Source organism: Pseudovibrio sp. W74, from assembly GCF_001623085.1.
GTDB lineage: Bacteria > Pseudomonadota > Alphaproteobacteria > Rhizobiales > Stappiaceae > Pseudovibrio.
Genome location: NZ_LMCJ01000009.1, coordinates 14,670 through 30,815 on the forward strand (window position 1 = coordinate 14,670; position 16,146 = coordinate 30,815).

Below are 16,146 nucleotides of genomic sequence, written 5' to 3' on the forward strand. Positions count from 1 at the left end.
TTTTTGATATTCGCTTGAAGCGGGCATGCCTTTTATCAAGAAGCATTAAAGTTGCACCCTGACGACACGTTACAGTTCTCTGACAACTCTTCAGAGCTTAAGCCTTATGATAAGTCTGTGTTCTGACGATTAGAGACAACATTAACAGCTTTCCCAGAATTAATTTGAAAGGTTTTTTGCAGGAGCTAAGAGAGGTGAAATTGCGATTTCAAACACTCTCATTTGTTGACATAGTGCTGACACAGGGCCGAAATGCAAAAAGCTCCCGGAAGGGAGCTTTGCTAAACCTCTTTATATACCATGAGGTTAAATGGTGAGCCCGCACGGGTTCGAACCGTGGACCTACTGATTAAAAGTCAGTTGCTCTACCAGCTGAGCTACGGGCTCTCGGCGGGACCGTTAGGTCGCTGCCTGTGAGGGGTCTTCTAAGGATTGCAGGGGCTTAGCGCAAGCGGTTTTTTCGATTTTCCACACGGAGCGTTTTTTGCGCCTATTTACCGTTCTTATGTTGTCTATGCGGTGAGATTGCTGAAACTAGCTCAGTGTAAATGTGAGTAGTAAAATGATGTTAGGTTTTGCTTCCTTGTTTTTCTTATGGGGATGCTCCTCATCTGGCAGAGTGTAGGGTGCGGTGCACAAAATGCGCTTTCCGCTATAATCTGCTCTAAGGTGGGAGAGCGCTGCAATCATCTCGTTCATCCCTTGGTTTTGGGGGTATTATTAGTTCTCTAGGTGAAATAACGTAGAGATATTGTTCGAAATGAAGCGTGATACTTCACAAAATCTGTAATACCTTAGTATACTATTTTGTGGAAGCAATCGGCAGTTTGCTGGTGTATCACCTGATTTTTGGCAGTTTTTCGTGAAATATCTGTGGGGCTTTCGCGTGTGCGAAGTGCTCATATATCTAAAAAATATTATTTGAATCAGTTTGTTAGGTGAATAGATATGCAGCTTGGTTGTTGCCGGCGGCTTTGAGAGTTTACTGGTAATCCAAGCAATAGATGTGTACGTATTTCACCGCTTTTGGCATCTTTCATTCTGTGCCAGTGGGAAATAGGCGTGTCTGATGGTTAAAATGCCAAGATTTCCTATTCGCGATACCGTGAGTAACGGGATCGCGCAATTACAACTTAAGTGGAGGTTCGTATGAAACTTAGCAATGTTGCAGTTGGAGCTGCGCTGATTGCGGTTAGCGTTGCAACTGGAGCTTCGGCAGAAAATCGTTTCGTATCCATCGGCACCGGCGGTGTTACCGGTGTTTACTACCCAACTGGTGGTGCGATCTGTCGTCTTGTAAACAAGACCCGTAAAGAGCACGGTATCCGTTGTTCTGTAGAATCTACAGGTGGTTCTGTTTACAACATCAACACCATTCAAAATGGTGAGCTGGAGTTCGGTGTTGCTCAGTCTGACGTTCAGGCGAATGCATACGAAGGTCGCTCCCAATGGGATGGCAAGCCTTTCGGTGAGCTGCGCTCTGTATTTTCTGTACATCCTGAGCCAGTAACAATGCTTGCTTCTAAAGGTTCCGGCGTAAACAACTACACCGACCTTAAGGGTAAGAAAGTCAACATCGGTAACCCAGGTTCCGGTCAGTATGCGACATGGCAGCTTCTTGAAAAAGAAGGTATCGTGAACAAGGCTGATCTTGCTCTGGCGACTGAGCTGAAGTCTGCGGAAGCTGGTTCTGCGCTTTGTGACGGCAAAATCGATGCTTACTACTGGCTGGTTGGTCACCCATCTGCATCTACTCAGGAAACTGTAAGCACCTGTGATGCGCAGCTTGTAAACGTTGAAGGTAAAGCGATCGACGATCTGGTCGACAAATACTCCTTCTACCGTAAAGCAACAATCCCAGCAGGGATGTACAACAACGCAGAAGACATCAACACCTTTGGTGTTGGCGCAACCTTCGTTTCTTCCGCAGCAGTGCCTAATGATGTTGTTTACGTCATTGTTAAATCTGTCTTCGAAAACTTCGACGACTTCAAAAAACTGCACCCTGCATTCAAAAACCTGAAAGAAGAAGAGATGATCAAGGCTTCCTTGACAGCTCCTCTGCATGACGGTGCAGTGAAGTACTACAAAGAACGTGGTTGGATGTAATCTACCCAAGTTTTCTACGATGCGGGGCTGTTCTGGCCCCGCATTTTTTGGCTTTCTATGAGATTTAGTAGGTTTCTTGCTCTGCCTTTACAGCTAAGGCAAAGGGGGAACTGTATTTGGGGGTGCAAATGAGTCCAGAACGACACAAAGCGCAGGTTGATGCGCAAGAATTGGTCGCTCAGGCAGATACCGGCGCACGAAGCCTGGCCGGTGGGCTAGGCGTGATGATTGCTGCCATTGCCTTTATCTGGTCCGTCTTTCAGCTTTATGTGGCCTCGAACGTTCCATTTTGGTTGAATGATACCTTTGGCATCAATCTCATTTTCAACAATTCCGCAGTTAGAAACATTCACCTGGCATTTGGCCTGGTGCTTGCTGCTTTTGCATACCCTCTGTTTTCCCGCAGCCCACGACATACCATACCGTGGTATGATTGGGTGCTCGCATTTTTAGGCGCTGCGGCTTGTCTCTACCTTGTGATTATGCGCTCTGAGATCGCTAATCGCGCCGGTCTTCCAACTCAGATGGATCTGATTGTGGCCACCACTGGCCTGACTGTGCTTGCGATTGCGGTGTACCGGAGCCTGGGCCTGCCTCTCGTTATTGTTGCTGCGGTTTTTGTTGGCTACGCGATGTTTGGCAACTCTCCTTGGCTGCCAGACGTCATTCAATGGCGTGGTGCCTCCTATGGTAAAGCCATGTGGCATTACTGGATTCAGGAGGAGGGCGTCTTTGGCGTTGCTGTTGGCGTTTCGGCGTCCATGATCTTCCTGTTTGTGCTGTTTGGTTCGCTGCTGGAGAAAGCTGGCGCGGGTAACTACTTTATCAAGGCCGCGTTTGCGCTTCTTGGGCATTTGCGTGGTGGTCCTGCAAAAGCGGCGGTTCTTGCCTCTGCGATGAGTGGTCTTTATTCAGGCTCTTCCATTGCGAATGTTGTGACCACTGGTACGTTCACCATTCCATTGATGAAGCGAACTGGCTTTCCTGCTGAAAAAGCGGGTGCTGTTGAAGTGGCTTCTTCAGTGAATGGTCAGCTGATGCCGCCAGTGATGGGGGCTGCAGCCTTCCTGATCGCCGAATTCACTGGCACCAGTTATCATCAGGTTGTTATTCACGCCTTCATTCCAGCCGTGATTTCTTACATCGCACTGGTGTACATCGTGCATCTTGAAGCGTTGAAGATGAACCTGAAAGGTCTGCCTAAGCCTCCGGTTCATGTAACCATTTTGCAGCGCCTGATTGGTGTTTTGACAGGCTTTATCGGTATCACACTTGTGGGTGCTGCCGTGTATTACGGTCTGGGCTGGACGAAGACTGCATTCCCGGCACTCACGTTCCCTGTTGTGCTTGCGTTGTTTGCTGCTGGCTATTTGTGGTTGGTGTATATCGCCGCGCAGGTTCCAGACCTTGAGGTGGACGATCCTAATGCGCCGGTGAGTGAGTTGCCTGCTGCTGGTGATGTTGGTCGTACTGGCTACTACTTCATCCTGCCGATTGTTGTTCTGATCTGGTGTATTCTCGTCGAGCGGTTCTCACCGTCCCTGTCTGCGTTTTACGCGACTATGGCGATGACCTTCATCGTTGTGACCCAGCATCAGCTGAAAGCGTTCTTCCGTAAAGAATCTCAGGCCGGCCGTACATGGCAGGGTATTGTGGACTTCGTTGAAGGCATGATCGGCGGCGCTCGCAACATGATCGGTATTGCAGTCGCGACCGCTGCTGCGGGTATCATCGTGGGGACTGTGTCCCTGACCGGTATGCACCAGATGATTGCTGCATTGGTTGAGTTCCTGTCTGGCGGTAACCTGTTGCTGATGCTGGTGCTGGTTGCGGTGATGAGTTTGATCCTTGGTATGGGACTACCAACCACAGCGAACTACCTTGTTGTGTCTTCATTGATGGCGTTGGTTGTTGTGGACCTTGGTGAGCAGACCGGATTTATCGTTCCACTGATCGCAGTTCACTTCTTCGTCTTCTACTTCGGTATTATGGCGGATGTGACGCCTCCGGTGGGGCTAGCCGCCTTTGCGGCAGCTGCGATCAGTCGTGGTGATCCGATCAAGACCGGTGTTCAGGGCTTTATCTACTCTTTGCGTACTGCAGCCCTCCCGTTCCTGTTCATCTTCAACACAGATCTTCTGCTGATTGATGTTGAGCCACTTCAGGCAGTCTTCGTCTTTATCGTCTCTGTTGTGGCGATGATGTTGTTTGCTGCGGCAACGCAAGGGTACTTCTTTGCGCGCTCCCGTCTGTGGGAATCTGTAGCTCTGCTTCTCATTGCGTTTACGCTGTTCCGTCCGGGCTTCTGGCTCGATCAGGTGCAGGATCCATACGTAACTGCTACAGGTCCGCAAATCATGGAGATGGTTGGTGAAGCTCAGCCGGGTGATATGGTGCGTCTTAACCTCGCAGGTCCGGATTTTGATGACATGGATAAAATCCTGACACTGACATTGCCTCTATCAATTGGTGAGGAGCAGGGGGCTGACGCACGACTTGATGCATCTGGTCTGGTTACCATGCAGGATGACGGAGCTGTGGTGCTTGATGAACCATTCCCAGGCACGACATTTGCTGAAAAACTGCAGGGCTTTGACTTTTACGGAGATGTTCCGGTTGTGATCGTAAGTTCTCAGGTGGATGCAGAACGACTGCCAAAACAGTTGTTCTATATTCCGGCTTTGCTTCTGCTGTTGCTGGTTGTTGCACTTCAACGTCGACGCCAAACACAGCCCGCTTTTTAAGCGGGCTGTGTCATAAAACTATAATTTTTGAGGAGTTGGGAAATGTACTCCAATATCTTGCTGCCTTTGGATTTGAACGAAGAAAGCAGCTGGAAAACTGCGCTTCCCGTGGCTGTTGATCTGGCTCGTCATTACAAAGCTCAGCTTCATGTGGTGACGGTACTGCCGGACTTTGGCAAATCTATCGTTGGTGGTTATTTCGCTCGCGAGTTTGAAACTGAGGCTTTGGAGCGTACGCGTGAGGCTCTTGAAGAGTTTCTTGATACGCAGCTTCCTGATGAGGAGCTGGATGTGAAAGGGCATATTGCCCACGGAACGATCTATGAAGAGATCACGAGCGCAGCAGATAAGCTGGGCACTGATCTAATTGTTTTGTCCTCGCATCGTCCAGAGCTGAAAGACTTCCTGCTTGGACCGAATGCGGCGCGTGTCGTGCGCCATGCCAACCAGTCTGTTCTGGTTGTACGTGACAACTAAAGGTCACGGTTGATATTTGTGGTCGACGGTAGGTAGCTGTTCTTACCTACCGTTCACCAAAATGTGTCGCAGATTTTCTTGCCTGTTTGACGAAACACATCCAACTTTCAGCAAAATTGTATATATAAGCCTTGGTGATCTATTGATGGACTATGATGTCGTCACGCTTCCGTGCGTGCAAACGTCAGGTCATGTGGATGCATTCCAAGTGGAATTAGGATAGCTATATGTTGCAAGACATCACCCTTTGGGGCGCTTTTTTCGCAGGCATTTTGTCTTTTGTTTCTCCCTGCGTATTGCCGCTGGTGCCGCCTTATCTTGGGTATATTGCTGGTTTGTCCATCGAAGAGGTGACGAGCGAAGATAAGAGCGCTGCACAAAGCAATCGGGTTATGGTTGCCGCGATGTGTTTCGTTGCCGGTTTCTCAACGGTGTTTGTGTTGCTTGGTGCAAGTGCTTCATTCCTTGGTCAGTTTGTTCTGCAGTATTCGCAGTATCTTGCCTATTTTGCTGGCGGCATGATCATTATTATGGGTCTGCATTTTCTTGGCGCCTTTAAAATTGGATTCCTCTACCGCGAAGCGCGTGTGCAGATTGATCGTCAGCCGGGTGGTTTTGGTGGCGCTTATCTGATGGGGCTTGCTTTTGGTTTTGGCTGGACACCGTGCATCGGCCCAGTTCTAGCAAGTATTCTCTTGATTGCCGGTACGCAGGCCTCCGTTAATCAGGGGGTTATTCTGCTCGCTGCTTATGCACTGGGTATTGGTGTGCCGTTCATGATTGCTGCGATGTTCGCAGGGCCGTTTATGGGCTTCATGGCACGCTTCCGTAAGCACATGGGGATGGTTGAAAAGGTGATGGGTGCGTTTCTCGTGCTCACCGGTGTTGGTTTCCTGACCGGTTACATTCAAGCATTTTCCTTCTGGTTGCTCGAAACCTTCCCGGTCTTTTCGCAGATCGGCTAATGGACGCTCCAGATTTTGAGATGAAAAAGGCAGGCTCTAAGGCCTGCTTTTTTGTGCTTGGTATATTGCTTCAGTTTCTAAGCGCTGGCTTTTCGCCGGAATAAGCTTGCTGGCAAGGTTGCCAACAAGAGACCTGCCATGATTGGGATGAAGCCCAGATAATGGAACGCCTGGAGTTGCTCTCCCAAGAACAGGACTGCCATGCCGACACCATATGGTGTCATCAGGTACATGAACATGCCAGCGATCGATGGCCCAACCAGTCGGATACTGAACTGGTAAGTCAGGAAAGAGGCCACTGAAGCGATTAGCGCGACGCCTGCGATAGACATCCAGACTTCACCTGTATCGGGGATAGAGGCTGTGATAGCCATTTCAGCGACTGCAAATGGCGCTAGGATGATGGTTCCAAGAATGGCGAGAATTGCAAACAAAGGAGCTGTAGAGATTGCTTGTAGCTGGCTTTTCTTGATGAGTACGGAGTAAATTGCCCAGCTCAGCGTACACAAGGCAAACAACAAATCACCGCTGTTTAGTTGCAAGTTGAGCAGGTTGCCGAGCGAGCCTTTGGTCACAATCACAAAGACACCGATGATGGCGAGTGAGATCCCGGCAAACTCCCTTATGGCAACTGCTCGCCCTCTGAAGAGCCATTCAAGCGCCAGGATAAGAGCAGGGGCAGCTGAGTAAATCAGTGTTCCGTTGGTCGCCGATGTTTCTTTTAGTGCCAGATAGACAATAGCTCCGCAGATCCACATTGCGAGGAATGCCATGAAGCTGAGGAGCTTCAGGTTTTTGCGGATCAGCGGCATGTTGGCTTTGAGCTCACGATATGTGAACGGCAGAAGAATAAGTGAAGCAAGGCCCCATCTAAAAAAAGCAAGGGTCCACGGCTCTGTATGAGCGATGGCTGGTTTGGCGATTATTATGTTGGAGCTCATGAAAATGGGCATGAGAAACAACAGGGCGTATGTTGATGCCCAATTTGAGCTCGAAGATGAATGAGACACGCGTGGTATTCCGAAAAGACCTGCAAGGCATGGAGATACGCTCACGTCATTGCTGACAAGCGCCTCAATGCTCAGGTGCTAAAAGATGAGAGCAACTTATTGGAAAATGGTTGGCAAGCAATTGACTTTTTCTCGCGCCAGTCTTGCGCACACAACAGCGGTGTCTGCAGCGTTGTAAAACGGGCCCGCTGTCAGCGTGTATTTTGTAGCGCCATCTACTTTTGCAGCGGAAACGCGTTTCTTCAGTTTTCCGAGCAGGAGAGGATTGTCTTCCCTCAGCCTTTGCCACTTGCTTTCCAGTGAGTTTGCATCTTCGAAATTGCCCAGTTCAATGGCAAAGGACGTGCGAAGAATTCTTCGAGTCCCTGATTGGCGAAGTTTGCCTGCTGCCGGTGTTTTTTGAAACTCAGGCAGATCGAGAGCCGATGCCCTCTCAGGAATGGAGGCGACTGTCTCTGGATTAGAAGCTTTTGGTAAAGCGATGGCGGCAAGTGTACCAACTTCGGAAAGCTTAATTTCTGGCAGAGGACTTGCTGTGGTGATTGGTGTTGAAGCTTGCAAGAGTTCTGGTGCTGGCAGTGTTTCTATTGGTGTCGCCGGTTTCTGCCTCGGCTTAATCACGGTTATGGCTGATGCCGTGGGTATTTCAGCTTCTGATGTTTTGTGCGCTGCAGCTTCATCAAGCGCCTTAACATGACCTGATAGTCTGCGGTTTTGCTCTGTGAGACGCAGCACAGAACGGCGTAAAGATATGATTTCTTCCCTCACAGCATGCAATTCTTTTGAGTTTTGCAGGTTCTGTTGTGATTCGTTTCCGCGGACGTTTCCATACACTTGGAACGCGTTTTGCGCTGTTTGACTGCCAATAGAGGCGGTTGTGGCAACCGGGCCGGGAGCGGGGAGAGGGAGTGTGATCTGCGAATAAAGTGCCTGTTGGGAGGCAAATTTGCCAGGCATCTGCACTGCAGATGCGGCGAGGGCGACAAACGAGAGCGCAGCAATACCCCATGCAAGAACGGTAATGCGTTCTCGCAGTACTTTCGGTTCCTGTCGTAACTCGTTGATTTTATGAGGAAGTCTCAAAGCTTCCGGTCGCCTCGTATTCGAATCTAATCCTAACTATATGTATTAGCTTGGTTTTTTATGGTTAACAAAGTGCAAATGCAATCTGAAAAAGATGTATTAAACACTATCTGCTACTTCTAATGGGTGCGCTGATTTTCTTGGTGAAAGCACTGCGATGTTCTTTGAAATGCCAAAGCACTCGTGCAATTTGCCTGTCAGTTTGTAATTCTAGGTTCCCAAGGGGTTTGCATGTCCAATAGTTCTTGTTTGGCAATTGTTCTGGCTGCTGGATTAGGAACGCGTATGCGTTCGACCCTGCCAAAGGTGATGCACGAAATTGGCGGATTGCCACTTGTCGGACATGTCCTGAATTCCGTTATGCATGCTGGTGCTGATAAAGTCGCTGTTGTGGTTGGCCCTGAGATGGCGAAGCTGGAAGAGCATGTCGCCCTGCGCGCTCCACACGCGACCTGTCATGTTCAGGTTGACCGACTGGGCACTGCGCATGCTGTGAAAGCTGCCGAGGAGGCTTATAACGACGCCTCTGATCATGTTCTTGTTCTTTTCGGAGATACTCCGCTTGTGAAGCCCGACACGCTGCACCGTTTGCGCGAGCGCCTGTCTGGCGGGGCGGATGTTGTTGTGCTCGGCTTTGAAGCTGAGAACCCATTCGGTTATGGTCGCTTGCTTGAAAGTGATGGCGAACTTGTTGCGATCCGTGAAGAAAAAGAAGCAACAGATGAGGAACGCAGAGTCACTCTTTGCAATGCGGGTATCATGGCGTTCAAGGGCAACGCTCTGCCTGATTTGATTGCTGAAATTAAAAACGACAATGCCAAGGGTGAATATTACCTGACGGATGCCGTTGAGGTTGCACGCAACAAAGGGATGAAGGTTGTTTCTGAACTTGGTGATGAAAAAGAAGTTCAGGGCATTAATAACCGGGCTCAACTTGCCTCGTGTGAAGCTGTGTTCCAGCAGGTCCAACGCGAAACTTTCATGGAAAACGGAGTGACATTGCGCGCACCAGAGACCGTCTATTTCTCATTTGATACTGAGATTGAGCCGGATGTTATTGTGGAGCCGAATGTGGTGTTTGGTCCGGGTGTGCATGTTGATGGTGGAGCTCGTATCCGTGCGTTTTCTCATCTGGAGAATGCGCATGTGAGTACTGATGCGACTGTTGGTCCTTATGCCCGGCTGCGTCCTGGTGCTGAGATTGGCGAGGGGGCTCATATTGGCAACTTTGTCGAGATCAAGAATGCAAAGGTTGAGGCTGGTGCAAAGGTCAATCATCTTTCCTACATTGGTGATGCGCGCATCGGTGCGAAGTCCAACATTGGAGCGGGTACAATCACCTGTAATTATGATGGCTATTTGAAACATCACACAGATATTGGTGCAGGTAGTTTTGTTGGCTCAGACAGCGTGCTTGTTGCTCCGGTTAAGCTGGGTGATGGCGCCTTTGTCGCCGCCGGATCTGTGGTGACCTCTGATGTACCAGCGGACGCATTGGCGATTGGCCGAGGTCAGCAGGTCAACAAAGAAGGTCGTGCTGCTGTAATGCGTGAAAAGCTTGCCGCGGCTAAAGCTTCAAGAAAGGGCTGAGTAATATTGATGCACATTGCTGAGGTTGGCGGTGTGCCTACTCAATTATCCTCAAGCTGTAACGAAACGAAACACGGATTGATTTCCCTCGCATAGAAGCATCGGGCTAAAGACTTGGCCTAAAGTTGATGCTCGCACCAGTTGCGAAGTGGGAATCCAAGGAGAACATATATGTGCGGTATTGTCGGAATTTTGGGGCAGACACCTGTTGCACCATTGCTGGTAGATGCGCTGAAACGGCTTGAGTATCGCGGATATGACTCTGCTGGTATTGCAACTGTCCAAAACGGTGAGTTGGTTCGGCGCCGTGCGAAAGGGAAACTGCGCAATCTGGAAGCTGTGCTGGAAGGTAACCCTCTTGGCGGCGCGAGCGGCATTGGCCACACCCGTTGGGCGACGCATGGTGCTCCGACTGTTGAGAATGCACATCCACACGCTTCTGATGGTGTGATGGTGGTTCACAACGGTATTATCGAGAACTTCCTCGAGTTGCGCGAAGAGGTGCGCAGGGCGGGAGTGAAGCTTTCCACTGAAACGGATTCTGAAGTTGTTGCGCATCTCATTTCACTGGAAGTGAAAAGCGGTAAGTCTCCGCAGGATGCTGTTGCTGCCGTTCTTGGCCGCCTGAAAGGTGCTTTTTCGCTCGCAATTTTGTTTGCTGATCAGGATGATCTGATGATTGGCGCACGCCGTGGCTCGCCGCTTGCTGTTGGGTATGGTGAGGGCGAAATGTTCCTCGGCTCTGACGCAATTGCGCTGTCTCCTTTCACTGATCGCATTAGTTACCTAGAAGAGGGTGACTGGGTTGTCGTGACACGCGCTGGTGCACAGATCTTTGATGAAAACAATGTTGCCGCCGAGCGGGCTGTTCACACATCCAGTGTGAGTTCTACCATGATGGACAAGGGCAACTACCGTCACTTCATGGCAAAAGAAATTCATGAGCAGCCAGAAGTGTTAGGTCATGCAATTTCGCAGTACCTGAAGTTCAATGAGGGTAAAGTCACTCTGCCTGAGGGGAATGATTTTGATTTCTCCAAGATCAATCGGCTTGTGATTTCCGCATGCGGTACTGCATATTACGCGGGTCTGACTGCAAAGTATTGGTTTGAGAAGTATGCTCGCCTTCCAGTAGACATCGATATCGCTTCGGAGTTCCGTTATCGCGAAATGCCTTTGGGCGAAGGTGATCTGGCTCTGTTTATTTCTCAGTCTGGTGAAACGGCAGATACTCTTGCATCGCTGCGCTACTGTAAAGAGCAGGGCATGACCATCGGCGCAGTGGTGAACGTGCCAGAAAGCACGATTGCACGTGAATCTGATCTGATGTTCCCGATCTTTGCTGGGCCGGAAATTGGCGTTGCGTCTACGAAAGCCTTCACCTGTCAGCTGGCTGTTCTTGCCAGTCTTGCTGTTCTTGCTGGTCGTCAGCGTGGAAACTTGAGTGAAGATCAGGAAAAAGAGCTGGTTGGTGCTCTTGCCGAGCTACCCGCTCATGCGATGCAGGCTTTGAAGCTGGAGCCTCAGATCGAAAAGCTGGCACCGTGGATGTCCAAGAAGCACCATGCGCTCTTCCTTGGACGCGGTACGAGCTTTCCGTTGGCACTGGAAGGGGCTTTGAAGCTGAAAGAGCTTTCCTACATTCATGCAGAAGGCTATGCAGCAGGCGAGCTAAAGCACGGCCCGATTGCACTGATTGATGAGAATATGCCGGTTTTGGTTGTCGCGCCATTCGATGGTGTTTACGAAAAGACTGTTTCCAACATGCAGGAAGTGGCAGCTCGTGGCGGCGAGATTGCTCTATTCACAGATGAAAAAGGCGCTGAGGCAGCAGGTGTTGCTGCTGACCAGATGATCATTCTGCCAGAACTTCCTGAAATCGTTGCACCACTCATCTACGCTCTGCCACTGCAAATGCTGTCCTACCACACCGCTGTCTTCATGGGCACAGACGTGGACCAGCCACGTAACCTAGCGAAATCCGTTACGGTTGAATAGTTGCTCAGAAAAACTATTGGTTTTTGTCAGTAAGTAATAAAGTTGCCTACTGAAGCCGCCAGTCGCTGCATGCTTTGCAGTGACCGGCGGTTTTTTCATGGCAGGTAAGAGTAAAACGTTTTCTGATGCCAAGTTTACGAAGATGATCAAAGAGGGACGGGGCAGTGGTGAGTATTCTGAATACAAGCCCTGGCTAACGGTTCGGGATTTGCCGTCCCTTGGGAGAGTACACCGCGTCTTCGGTCATAAGTCGAAGAGAACCCATCACCTGCTATCTGACCTCGAACTTTCCGTGTTCCTGCTGCTTGAATGGCATAGTGAAGTTACGCAAATCCGCGAGCAGTTCCCCCCTGAAAGAGATGATACGCGCAAGCTCGCGCTCTAAGCCGGAATTAAGCATCCTAATCTAGCTGGCGTTGACCAGTATATGTCCTCTGACTTCTTGGTGGACACGAGTGATGAGCAGACACCTAGATTTGCCTTACAGGCGAAGTATAAAGACGCGCTGCAAGACGCTTGCACAATTGAAAAACTAGAGTTAGAGCGGCGATACTGGCAGGCAAAGGGTGTGCCGTGGTACCTTATCACGGAACGCGAAGTGCCAGCTGTCGTTACCAAGAACATAAAGTGGCTCCACCCGGCAATGCGGGAGGAAGAAGGCCGTATTGAGCTAACGCTAGAGCAGATGGAATTCTACGGTCATCATTTTAAAAATAACCCAAACAAGACAGTAATCTCCATCTGTAAGGACCTGGACATGGCCTATGAGTTGCCACCTGGCCAGTCTCTTCAAGAGATACGACAGCTTTTAGCCAAGCGATACTTCACCTTCGACATCTTCGTTCCAATCACTAAGCTCAGGGCGAAAGAGCTGGAAGCAGGAGATCTGGGTTTTATCCGGGAGGTGTATCTTGTTTCAAATCAATGAAGTGCTGAGTTTTGATCAACGCCGCTACTGCATTTTGCAGCTGATGGGCGAGCACTTGGTGTGGATCGATATAGATGACAAGTCGGCTTTTCCCGAGATCGCATCGACTGATGAGCTCAGATCCCCCCTCAGAAGAACTGCCGTCCAACTGGCAGATGGTGCATTTCTACAAGCGCGAGTACCAGCAGGCTGATACACTGAAGAAACGGGTGTCTGCAATTGAGTACAACAAGGATGTCAGACCTTTACGCAGCATCGCCAATACGCAGGTGCTCGGACCGGGTTCCCGCTATGAGATCGATGCGACCATAGCCGACATATACCTGGTATCTGACAGTGAGCGCGGCAATATCGTTGGCCGGCCTGTGGTGTACATGGTGGTTGATGTGTTCAGCCGCATGGTTGCCGGCTTTTACATCGGCTTCGAGATACCCTCTTATGCTGCGGCGATGCAGGCTCTCTTTATGGCGGTAACCGAAAAGACAAGCTACTGCAAGGAAATGGAGTTCGACGTTGACATCAACGACTGGCCAAGCGTTGGTGTTCCCGATGCTGTCTTAGCCGACCGGGGCGAACTGCTTGGGCACCAGATCGAAAATCTTGAGAGCAATTTCTCTGTCAGGATAGAGAACACGCCACCCTACAGAGGTGATGCGAAAGGCATTGTTGAACGAAACTTCAAAACAATTCAGAGTTCTTTTGGTCCCTTTGTACCAGGCCATGTATCCGGTAGCACAATTAAGAAACGCGGTGGCAAGGACTATCGGCTGGATGCTAAGCGGTCGGTAAGGGATTTTTCTCAGATTATCCTGTCGTCCGTGCTTTGCCACAATCAATACGCCGTCCTTGAGAAGTACGCAGGGAGGCTGATATGCCGACGGATCTTCCTGCCACACCGATCCATCTGTGGAACTGGGGACTACAGCACAGGACCGGGCGCCTGCATCAGGCTGATCCAGATGCGCTTCGTATAGCCTTACTGCCGAGATAAAGAGCAACTCTTTCAGAGCTTGGGGCCCGTTTGTTTGGGGTCTATTATTCATCAACAGAGTTCCTTCGGCTTGGATGGACGCATCGCGGCGCTCATGTAAAGCGTCCAGCGAGCATTGAAGCTGCTTACGATCCTTTGGTCGCAGTCCGGATTTACCTGTTCCCGGAAAAGGGCAGTAGCAAGTATTGGATCAGTAACCTTTCCGAGCGCTCTTGCTAGTTCCGCGGGTGTTCGTTCTGGGATGTGTGGCAAGCCCGGGATGAGCAGAAGAAGACAGAAGCGACTGCCAAGGTGTAGTTAAAAACCAAGAAACGCCAGCATGAGGAGTTCGTGATTGAAAAGATTGTTCATGCTGAGAAGTCTGCGCCCGACACTTCGGCGGAACCCAAAGTGCAGCGGAGCCGTGCCATCAATGAGAACAAGCGTCACGAAAAAGCAGGGGAGTGCGCAAAGAAGGCACATCGTCCTGAGGCTGAAAGTGAGCGTAAGTCAGGTGAGATAGTCCACCTTGCCCAGCTTGAAGCGGACCTAGATTATCCTGATTTCATTGACGAATTGTTTGAGGATGATGACTGATGCCGTTGCCGGAAAACTTTGTTGAGGCTGTATATATTGATCCGGGTTTGGAGCGTTATCGTGACAATCCATTGATTGAAGCGCTGCCACCAATCATGGACCTTTCTGCGCTTAAGAAGAAGTTAGCTGGAAAGATCACTTTCAATCCGCAAGATTGCTTTGAAAAAGGGCATATTCGTGTCCATCAGATTAGCGCTCTTCTAGACGATTTCTTTCAGCCTTTGTCCATGCATAAGCAGTTGGATGGTTTGATCAGTCTTAGACGCGTAAAATTCCCTAGGCATCTGATACTTAACGATTATTTCTTGAATTCATTACGCGGAGGAAAACCACCTGATTATGTCAAGTTGCGACAAGTGAAGGATCTGAATGACCGGCTTGGAACTGATCACGGCAAGCTCTAACTGACTCATCAAGCCAACGTTTGGCTTCCAGTCAATGCGAACAGCGGCTGCAACCATTAAGGATTTTGAGGTTATGCGGACGTTCAAGCAAGGATAGTTTGATGGCTGGTACGATCTGTCGGCGGAGGGTTGAAATCTCCTTCATCAACAGACTCTTCGGAATTCACGCCTGAATTACGCCACGAGAAAGCTTTTTTATGTCTTTACCCAGAAGATGCAACAGAGCCATTTTGGTGCTAACGCTTGATTCTGCCCTACGTTTGCGGTTGGTAAGGAGTGCCCCGCACATAGTCCATTTTCTTGCCTTCCAATCATTAGGCCAAATCCGAAGAGGTGTAAGGGCTGCTGAGCTGAGAGGTTTTACACAAACAAACCACTCAGTTGAGTAGGTTAAACGAGTAACATTTTTCAACAGCCTTCCAAATCAAATGCGTTTATTTCGGTGTGATAAAAACATCTTACTTGGGAAGCCTCTCAATGACATCCAAACTCTGATTGACTGAGTTGCTAGAAGATAATCTGGATTGCTGGCTAGCCATTGTGACAGATCAATTGCTTGAAATTCGCCGTGTTGAGGGCAATCAGAATTCTAGCAGTTTCTGTGCCAACATTTTCAATGGGATGACCATTTCCCTGAGGGATATACCCACATCTCCCTCGTTCATAGCTTCAGTTGCAAATCGGTTCTTCGCTCCGAACATTTTTACGTCGATGTTTCCTTGCATAACATATTGGCCCAACTGGACCGAACGTGCACATTTGGATGTTGCGAAGAACAATAAAGGAACATAGAATCGCATTCACCCACGTATGGTGATTTTGAACTGGTAAGATGCGTACTTTTGTTGTCGTCGCTGCACTGCGTGAACTGAGGTAAGAGAGAAGCTATTACCAGCGACGAGGGGCCATTGCTTGCCATTCAAGTGCTTCTATCAAGAGTTGAGGCTGCCTGCATAGAAGGCACTGTTGTTTCTTTCGTATTTTGAAAGAACTTACTTTCTATCTTGAATGAATGTCAGAATTGTCTGCTCCAGCTCTCCTGCTGCTGGGGAAGCGGGTGTTTCTGATTTTCTGATAAGTTCAATTTCTCGTTGGAGGCCTGCTCCTGGAAGCGGAACAAAACTGATCTCGTCTGTGTTGAGTATCTGAGCACTTGTCTCAGGTAGAATAGTAATGCCGACCTTGTTACGGATCATTGCTATCAATGATGTTATGTTATGGACTTTTAGTCCCGCTTCAGCATGCAGCCTTTGACAAGCCGGAACTTGAAT

At 49.5% G+C, this 16,146-nt stretch carries 13 protein-coding genes, 1 tRNA gene and 1 pseudogene; 11 read left to right on the forward strand and 4 right to left on the reverse strand.

Features of this window, described 5'->3' with window-relative positions:
• Nucleotides 1–311: 311 nt before the first annotated feature.
• A tRNA-Lys gene (locus tag PsW74_RS08525) sits at nt 312–387 on the reverse strand.
• Between the two features lie 762 nt (nt 388–1,149).
• Between PsW74_RS08525 and PsW74_RS08530 the strand changes: the two genes are divergently transcribed.
• The 4 genes from PsW74_RS08530 to PsW74_RS08545 all read left to right on the forward strand — a co-directional run bounded on the left by PsW74_RS08530 (nt 1,150) and on the right by PsW74_RS08545 (nt 6,295).
• Nucleotides 1,150–2,109: a TAXI family TRAP transporter solute-binding subunit gene (locus tag PsW74_RS08530; protein ID WP_063289846.1), complete on the forward strand. Its 960-nt coding sequence runs from the start codon at nt 1,150–1,152 to the stop codon at nt 2,107–2,109.
• A 128-nt stretch (nt 2,110–2,237) separates the two neighbouring features.
• Nucleotides 2,238–4,853 carry a TRAP transporter permease gene (locus PsW74_RS08535; protein WP_063289847.1) on the forward strand — a complete coding sequence of 872 codons (2,616 nt, stop codon included), beginning with the start codon at nt 2,238–2,240 and terminating at the stop codon, nt 4,851–4,853.
• Between the two features lie 42 nt (nt 4,854–4,895).
• Nucleotides 4,896–5,330: a universal stress protein gene (locus PsW74_RS08540; protein ID WP_057462369.1), complete on the forward strand. Its 435-nt coding sequence runs from the start codon at nt 4,896–4,898 to the stop codon at nt 5,328–5,330.
• Nucleotides 5,331–5,557: 227 nt separating this feature from the next.
• Nucleotides 5,558–6,295: a cytochrome c biogenesis CcdA family protein gene (locus tag PsW74_RS08545; RefSeq protein WP_063289848.1), complete on the forward strand. Its 738-nt coding sequence runs from the start codon at nt 5,558–5,560 to the stop codon at nt 6,293–6,295.
• Between the two features lie 77 nt (nt 6,296–6,372).
• Here the strand turns inward: PsW74_RS08545 and PsW74_RS08550 are convergent, their stop codons facing one another.
• A complete protein-coding gene (locus PsW74_RS08550; protein ID WP_275484651.1) occupies nt 6,373–7,305 on the reverse strand; it encodes a DMT family transporter in 933 nt (310 codons plus the stop codon).
• 96 nt (nt 7,306–7,401) lie between these two features.
• The gene (locus tag PsW74_RS08555; protein ID WP_208987902.1) at nt 7,402–8,388 is read right to left on the reverse strand and encodes an SPOR domain-containing protein; all 987 of its coding nucleotides are present in this window, start codon (nt 8,386–8,388) and stop codon (nt 7,402–7,404) included.
• Nucleotides 8,389–8,619: 231 nt separating this feature from the next.
• On the opposite strand from PsW74_RS08555, the gene glmU reads away from it, so the two are divergent.
• The 7 genes and pseudogenes from glmU to PsW74_RS29635 form a co-directional block, all read left to right on the forward strand.
• Nucleotides 8,620–9,978 (forward strand): bifunctional UDP-N-acetylglucosamine diphosphorylase/glucosamine-1-phosphate N-acetyltransferase GlmU, encoded by a 1,359-nt coding sequence (gene glmU / locus PsW74_RS08560; protein WP_063289850.1) that lies wholly within the window; start codon nt 8,620–8,622, stop codon nt 9,976–9,978.
• Between the two features lie 171 nt (nt 9,979–10,149).
• Nucleotides 10,150–11,976, forward strand: coding sequence for a glutamine--fructose-6-phosphate transaminase (isomerizing) (gene glmS / locus PsW74_RS08565; protein ID WP_063289851.1), 1,827 nt, complete (start codon nt 10,150–10,152; stop codon nt 11,974–11,976).
• Nucleotides 11,977–12,073: 97 nt separating this feature from the next.
• Nucleotides 12,074–12,361, forward strand: coding sequence for a hypothetical protein (locus PsW74_RS29090; RefSeq protein ID WP_206599916.1), 288 nt, complete (start codon nt 12,074–12,076; stop codon nt 12,359–12,361).
• Nucleotides 12,362–12,403: 42 nt separating this feature from the next.
• Nucleotides 12,404–12,904 (forward strand): TnsA endonuclease C-terminal domain-containing protein, encoded by a 501-nt coding sequence (locus PsW74_RS29095; protein WP_206599917.1) that lies wholly within the window; start codon nt 12,404–12,406, stop codon nt 12,902–12,904.
• 110 nt (nt 12,905–13,014) lie between these two features.
• Nucleotides 13,015–13,878: a DDE-type integrase/transposase/recombinase gene (locus PsW74_RS08575; protein ID WP_193775986.1), complete on the forward strand. Its 864-nt coding sequence runs from the start codon at nt 13,015–13,017 to the stop codon at nt 13,876–13,878.
• 347 nt (nt 13,879–14,225) lie between these two features.
• Nucleotides 14,226–14,471: a hypothetical protein gene (locus tag PsW74_RS08580; RefSeq protein WP_063289853.1), complete on the forward strand. Its 246-nt coding sequence runs from the start codon at nt 14,226–14,228 to the stop codon at nt 14,469–14,471.
• Nucleotides 14,472–14,821: 350 nt separating this feature from the next.
• Nucleotides 14,822–14,969: pseudogene (locus PsW74_RS29635) on the forward strand (IS6 family transposase); the annotation flags it as partial.
• Between the two features lie 898 nt (nt 14,970–15,867).
• Here PsW74_RS29635 and PsW74_RS08595 read toward each other — a convergent pair.
• Nucleotides 15,868–16,146, reverse strand: a 279-nt coding sequence (locus tag PsW74_RS08595) for a LysR substrate-binding domain-containing protein (RefSeq protein WP_208987903.1), incomplete at its 5' end; no start/stop codon positions are given.

What these genes read in the sequence shown, in the direction of transcription:
- PsW74_RS08535 (WP_063289847.1), top strand. Translation starts at nt 2,238, where the DNA reads ATGAGTCCAGAACGACACAAAGCGCAGGTTGATGCGCAAGAATTGGTC.
- PsW74_RS08575 (WP_193775986.1), top strand. Translation starts at nt 13,015, where the DNA reads ATGAGCTCAGATCCCCCCTCAGAAGAACTGCCGTCCAACTGGCAGATG.
- glmU (WP_063289850.1), top strand. Translation starts at nt 8,620, where the DNA reads ATGTCCAATAGTTCTTGTTTGGCAATTGTTCTGGCTGCTGGATTAGGA.
- PsW74_RS29090 (WP_206599916.1), top strand. Translation starts at nt 12,074, where the DNA reads ATGGCAGGTAAGAGTAAAACGTTTTCTGATGCCAAGTTTACGAAGATG.
- glmS (WP_063289851.1), top strand. Translation starts at nt 10,150, where the DNA reads ATGTGCGGTATTGTCGGAATTTTGGGGCAGACACCTGTTGCACCATTG.
- PsW74_RS29095 (WP_206599917.1), top strand. Translation starts at nt 12,404, where the DNA reads ATGTCCTCTGACTTCTTGGTGGACACGAGTGATGAGCAGACACCTAGA.
- PsW74_RS08530 (WP_063289846.1), top strand. Translation starts at nt 1,150, where the DNA reads ATGAAACTTAGCAATGTTGCAGTTGGAGCTGCGCTGATTGCGGTTAGC.
- PsW74_RS08545 (WP_063289848.1), top strand. Translation starts at nt 5,558, where the DNA reads ATGTTGCAAGACATCACCCTTTGGGGCGCTTTTTTCGCAGGCATTTTG.
- PsW74_RS08540 (WP_057462369.1), top strand. Translation starts at nt 4,896, where the DNA reads ATGTACTCCAATATCTTGCTGCCTTTGGATTTGAACGAAGAAAGCAGC.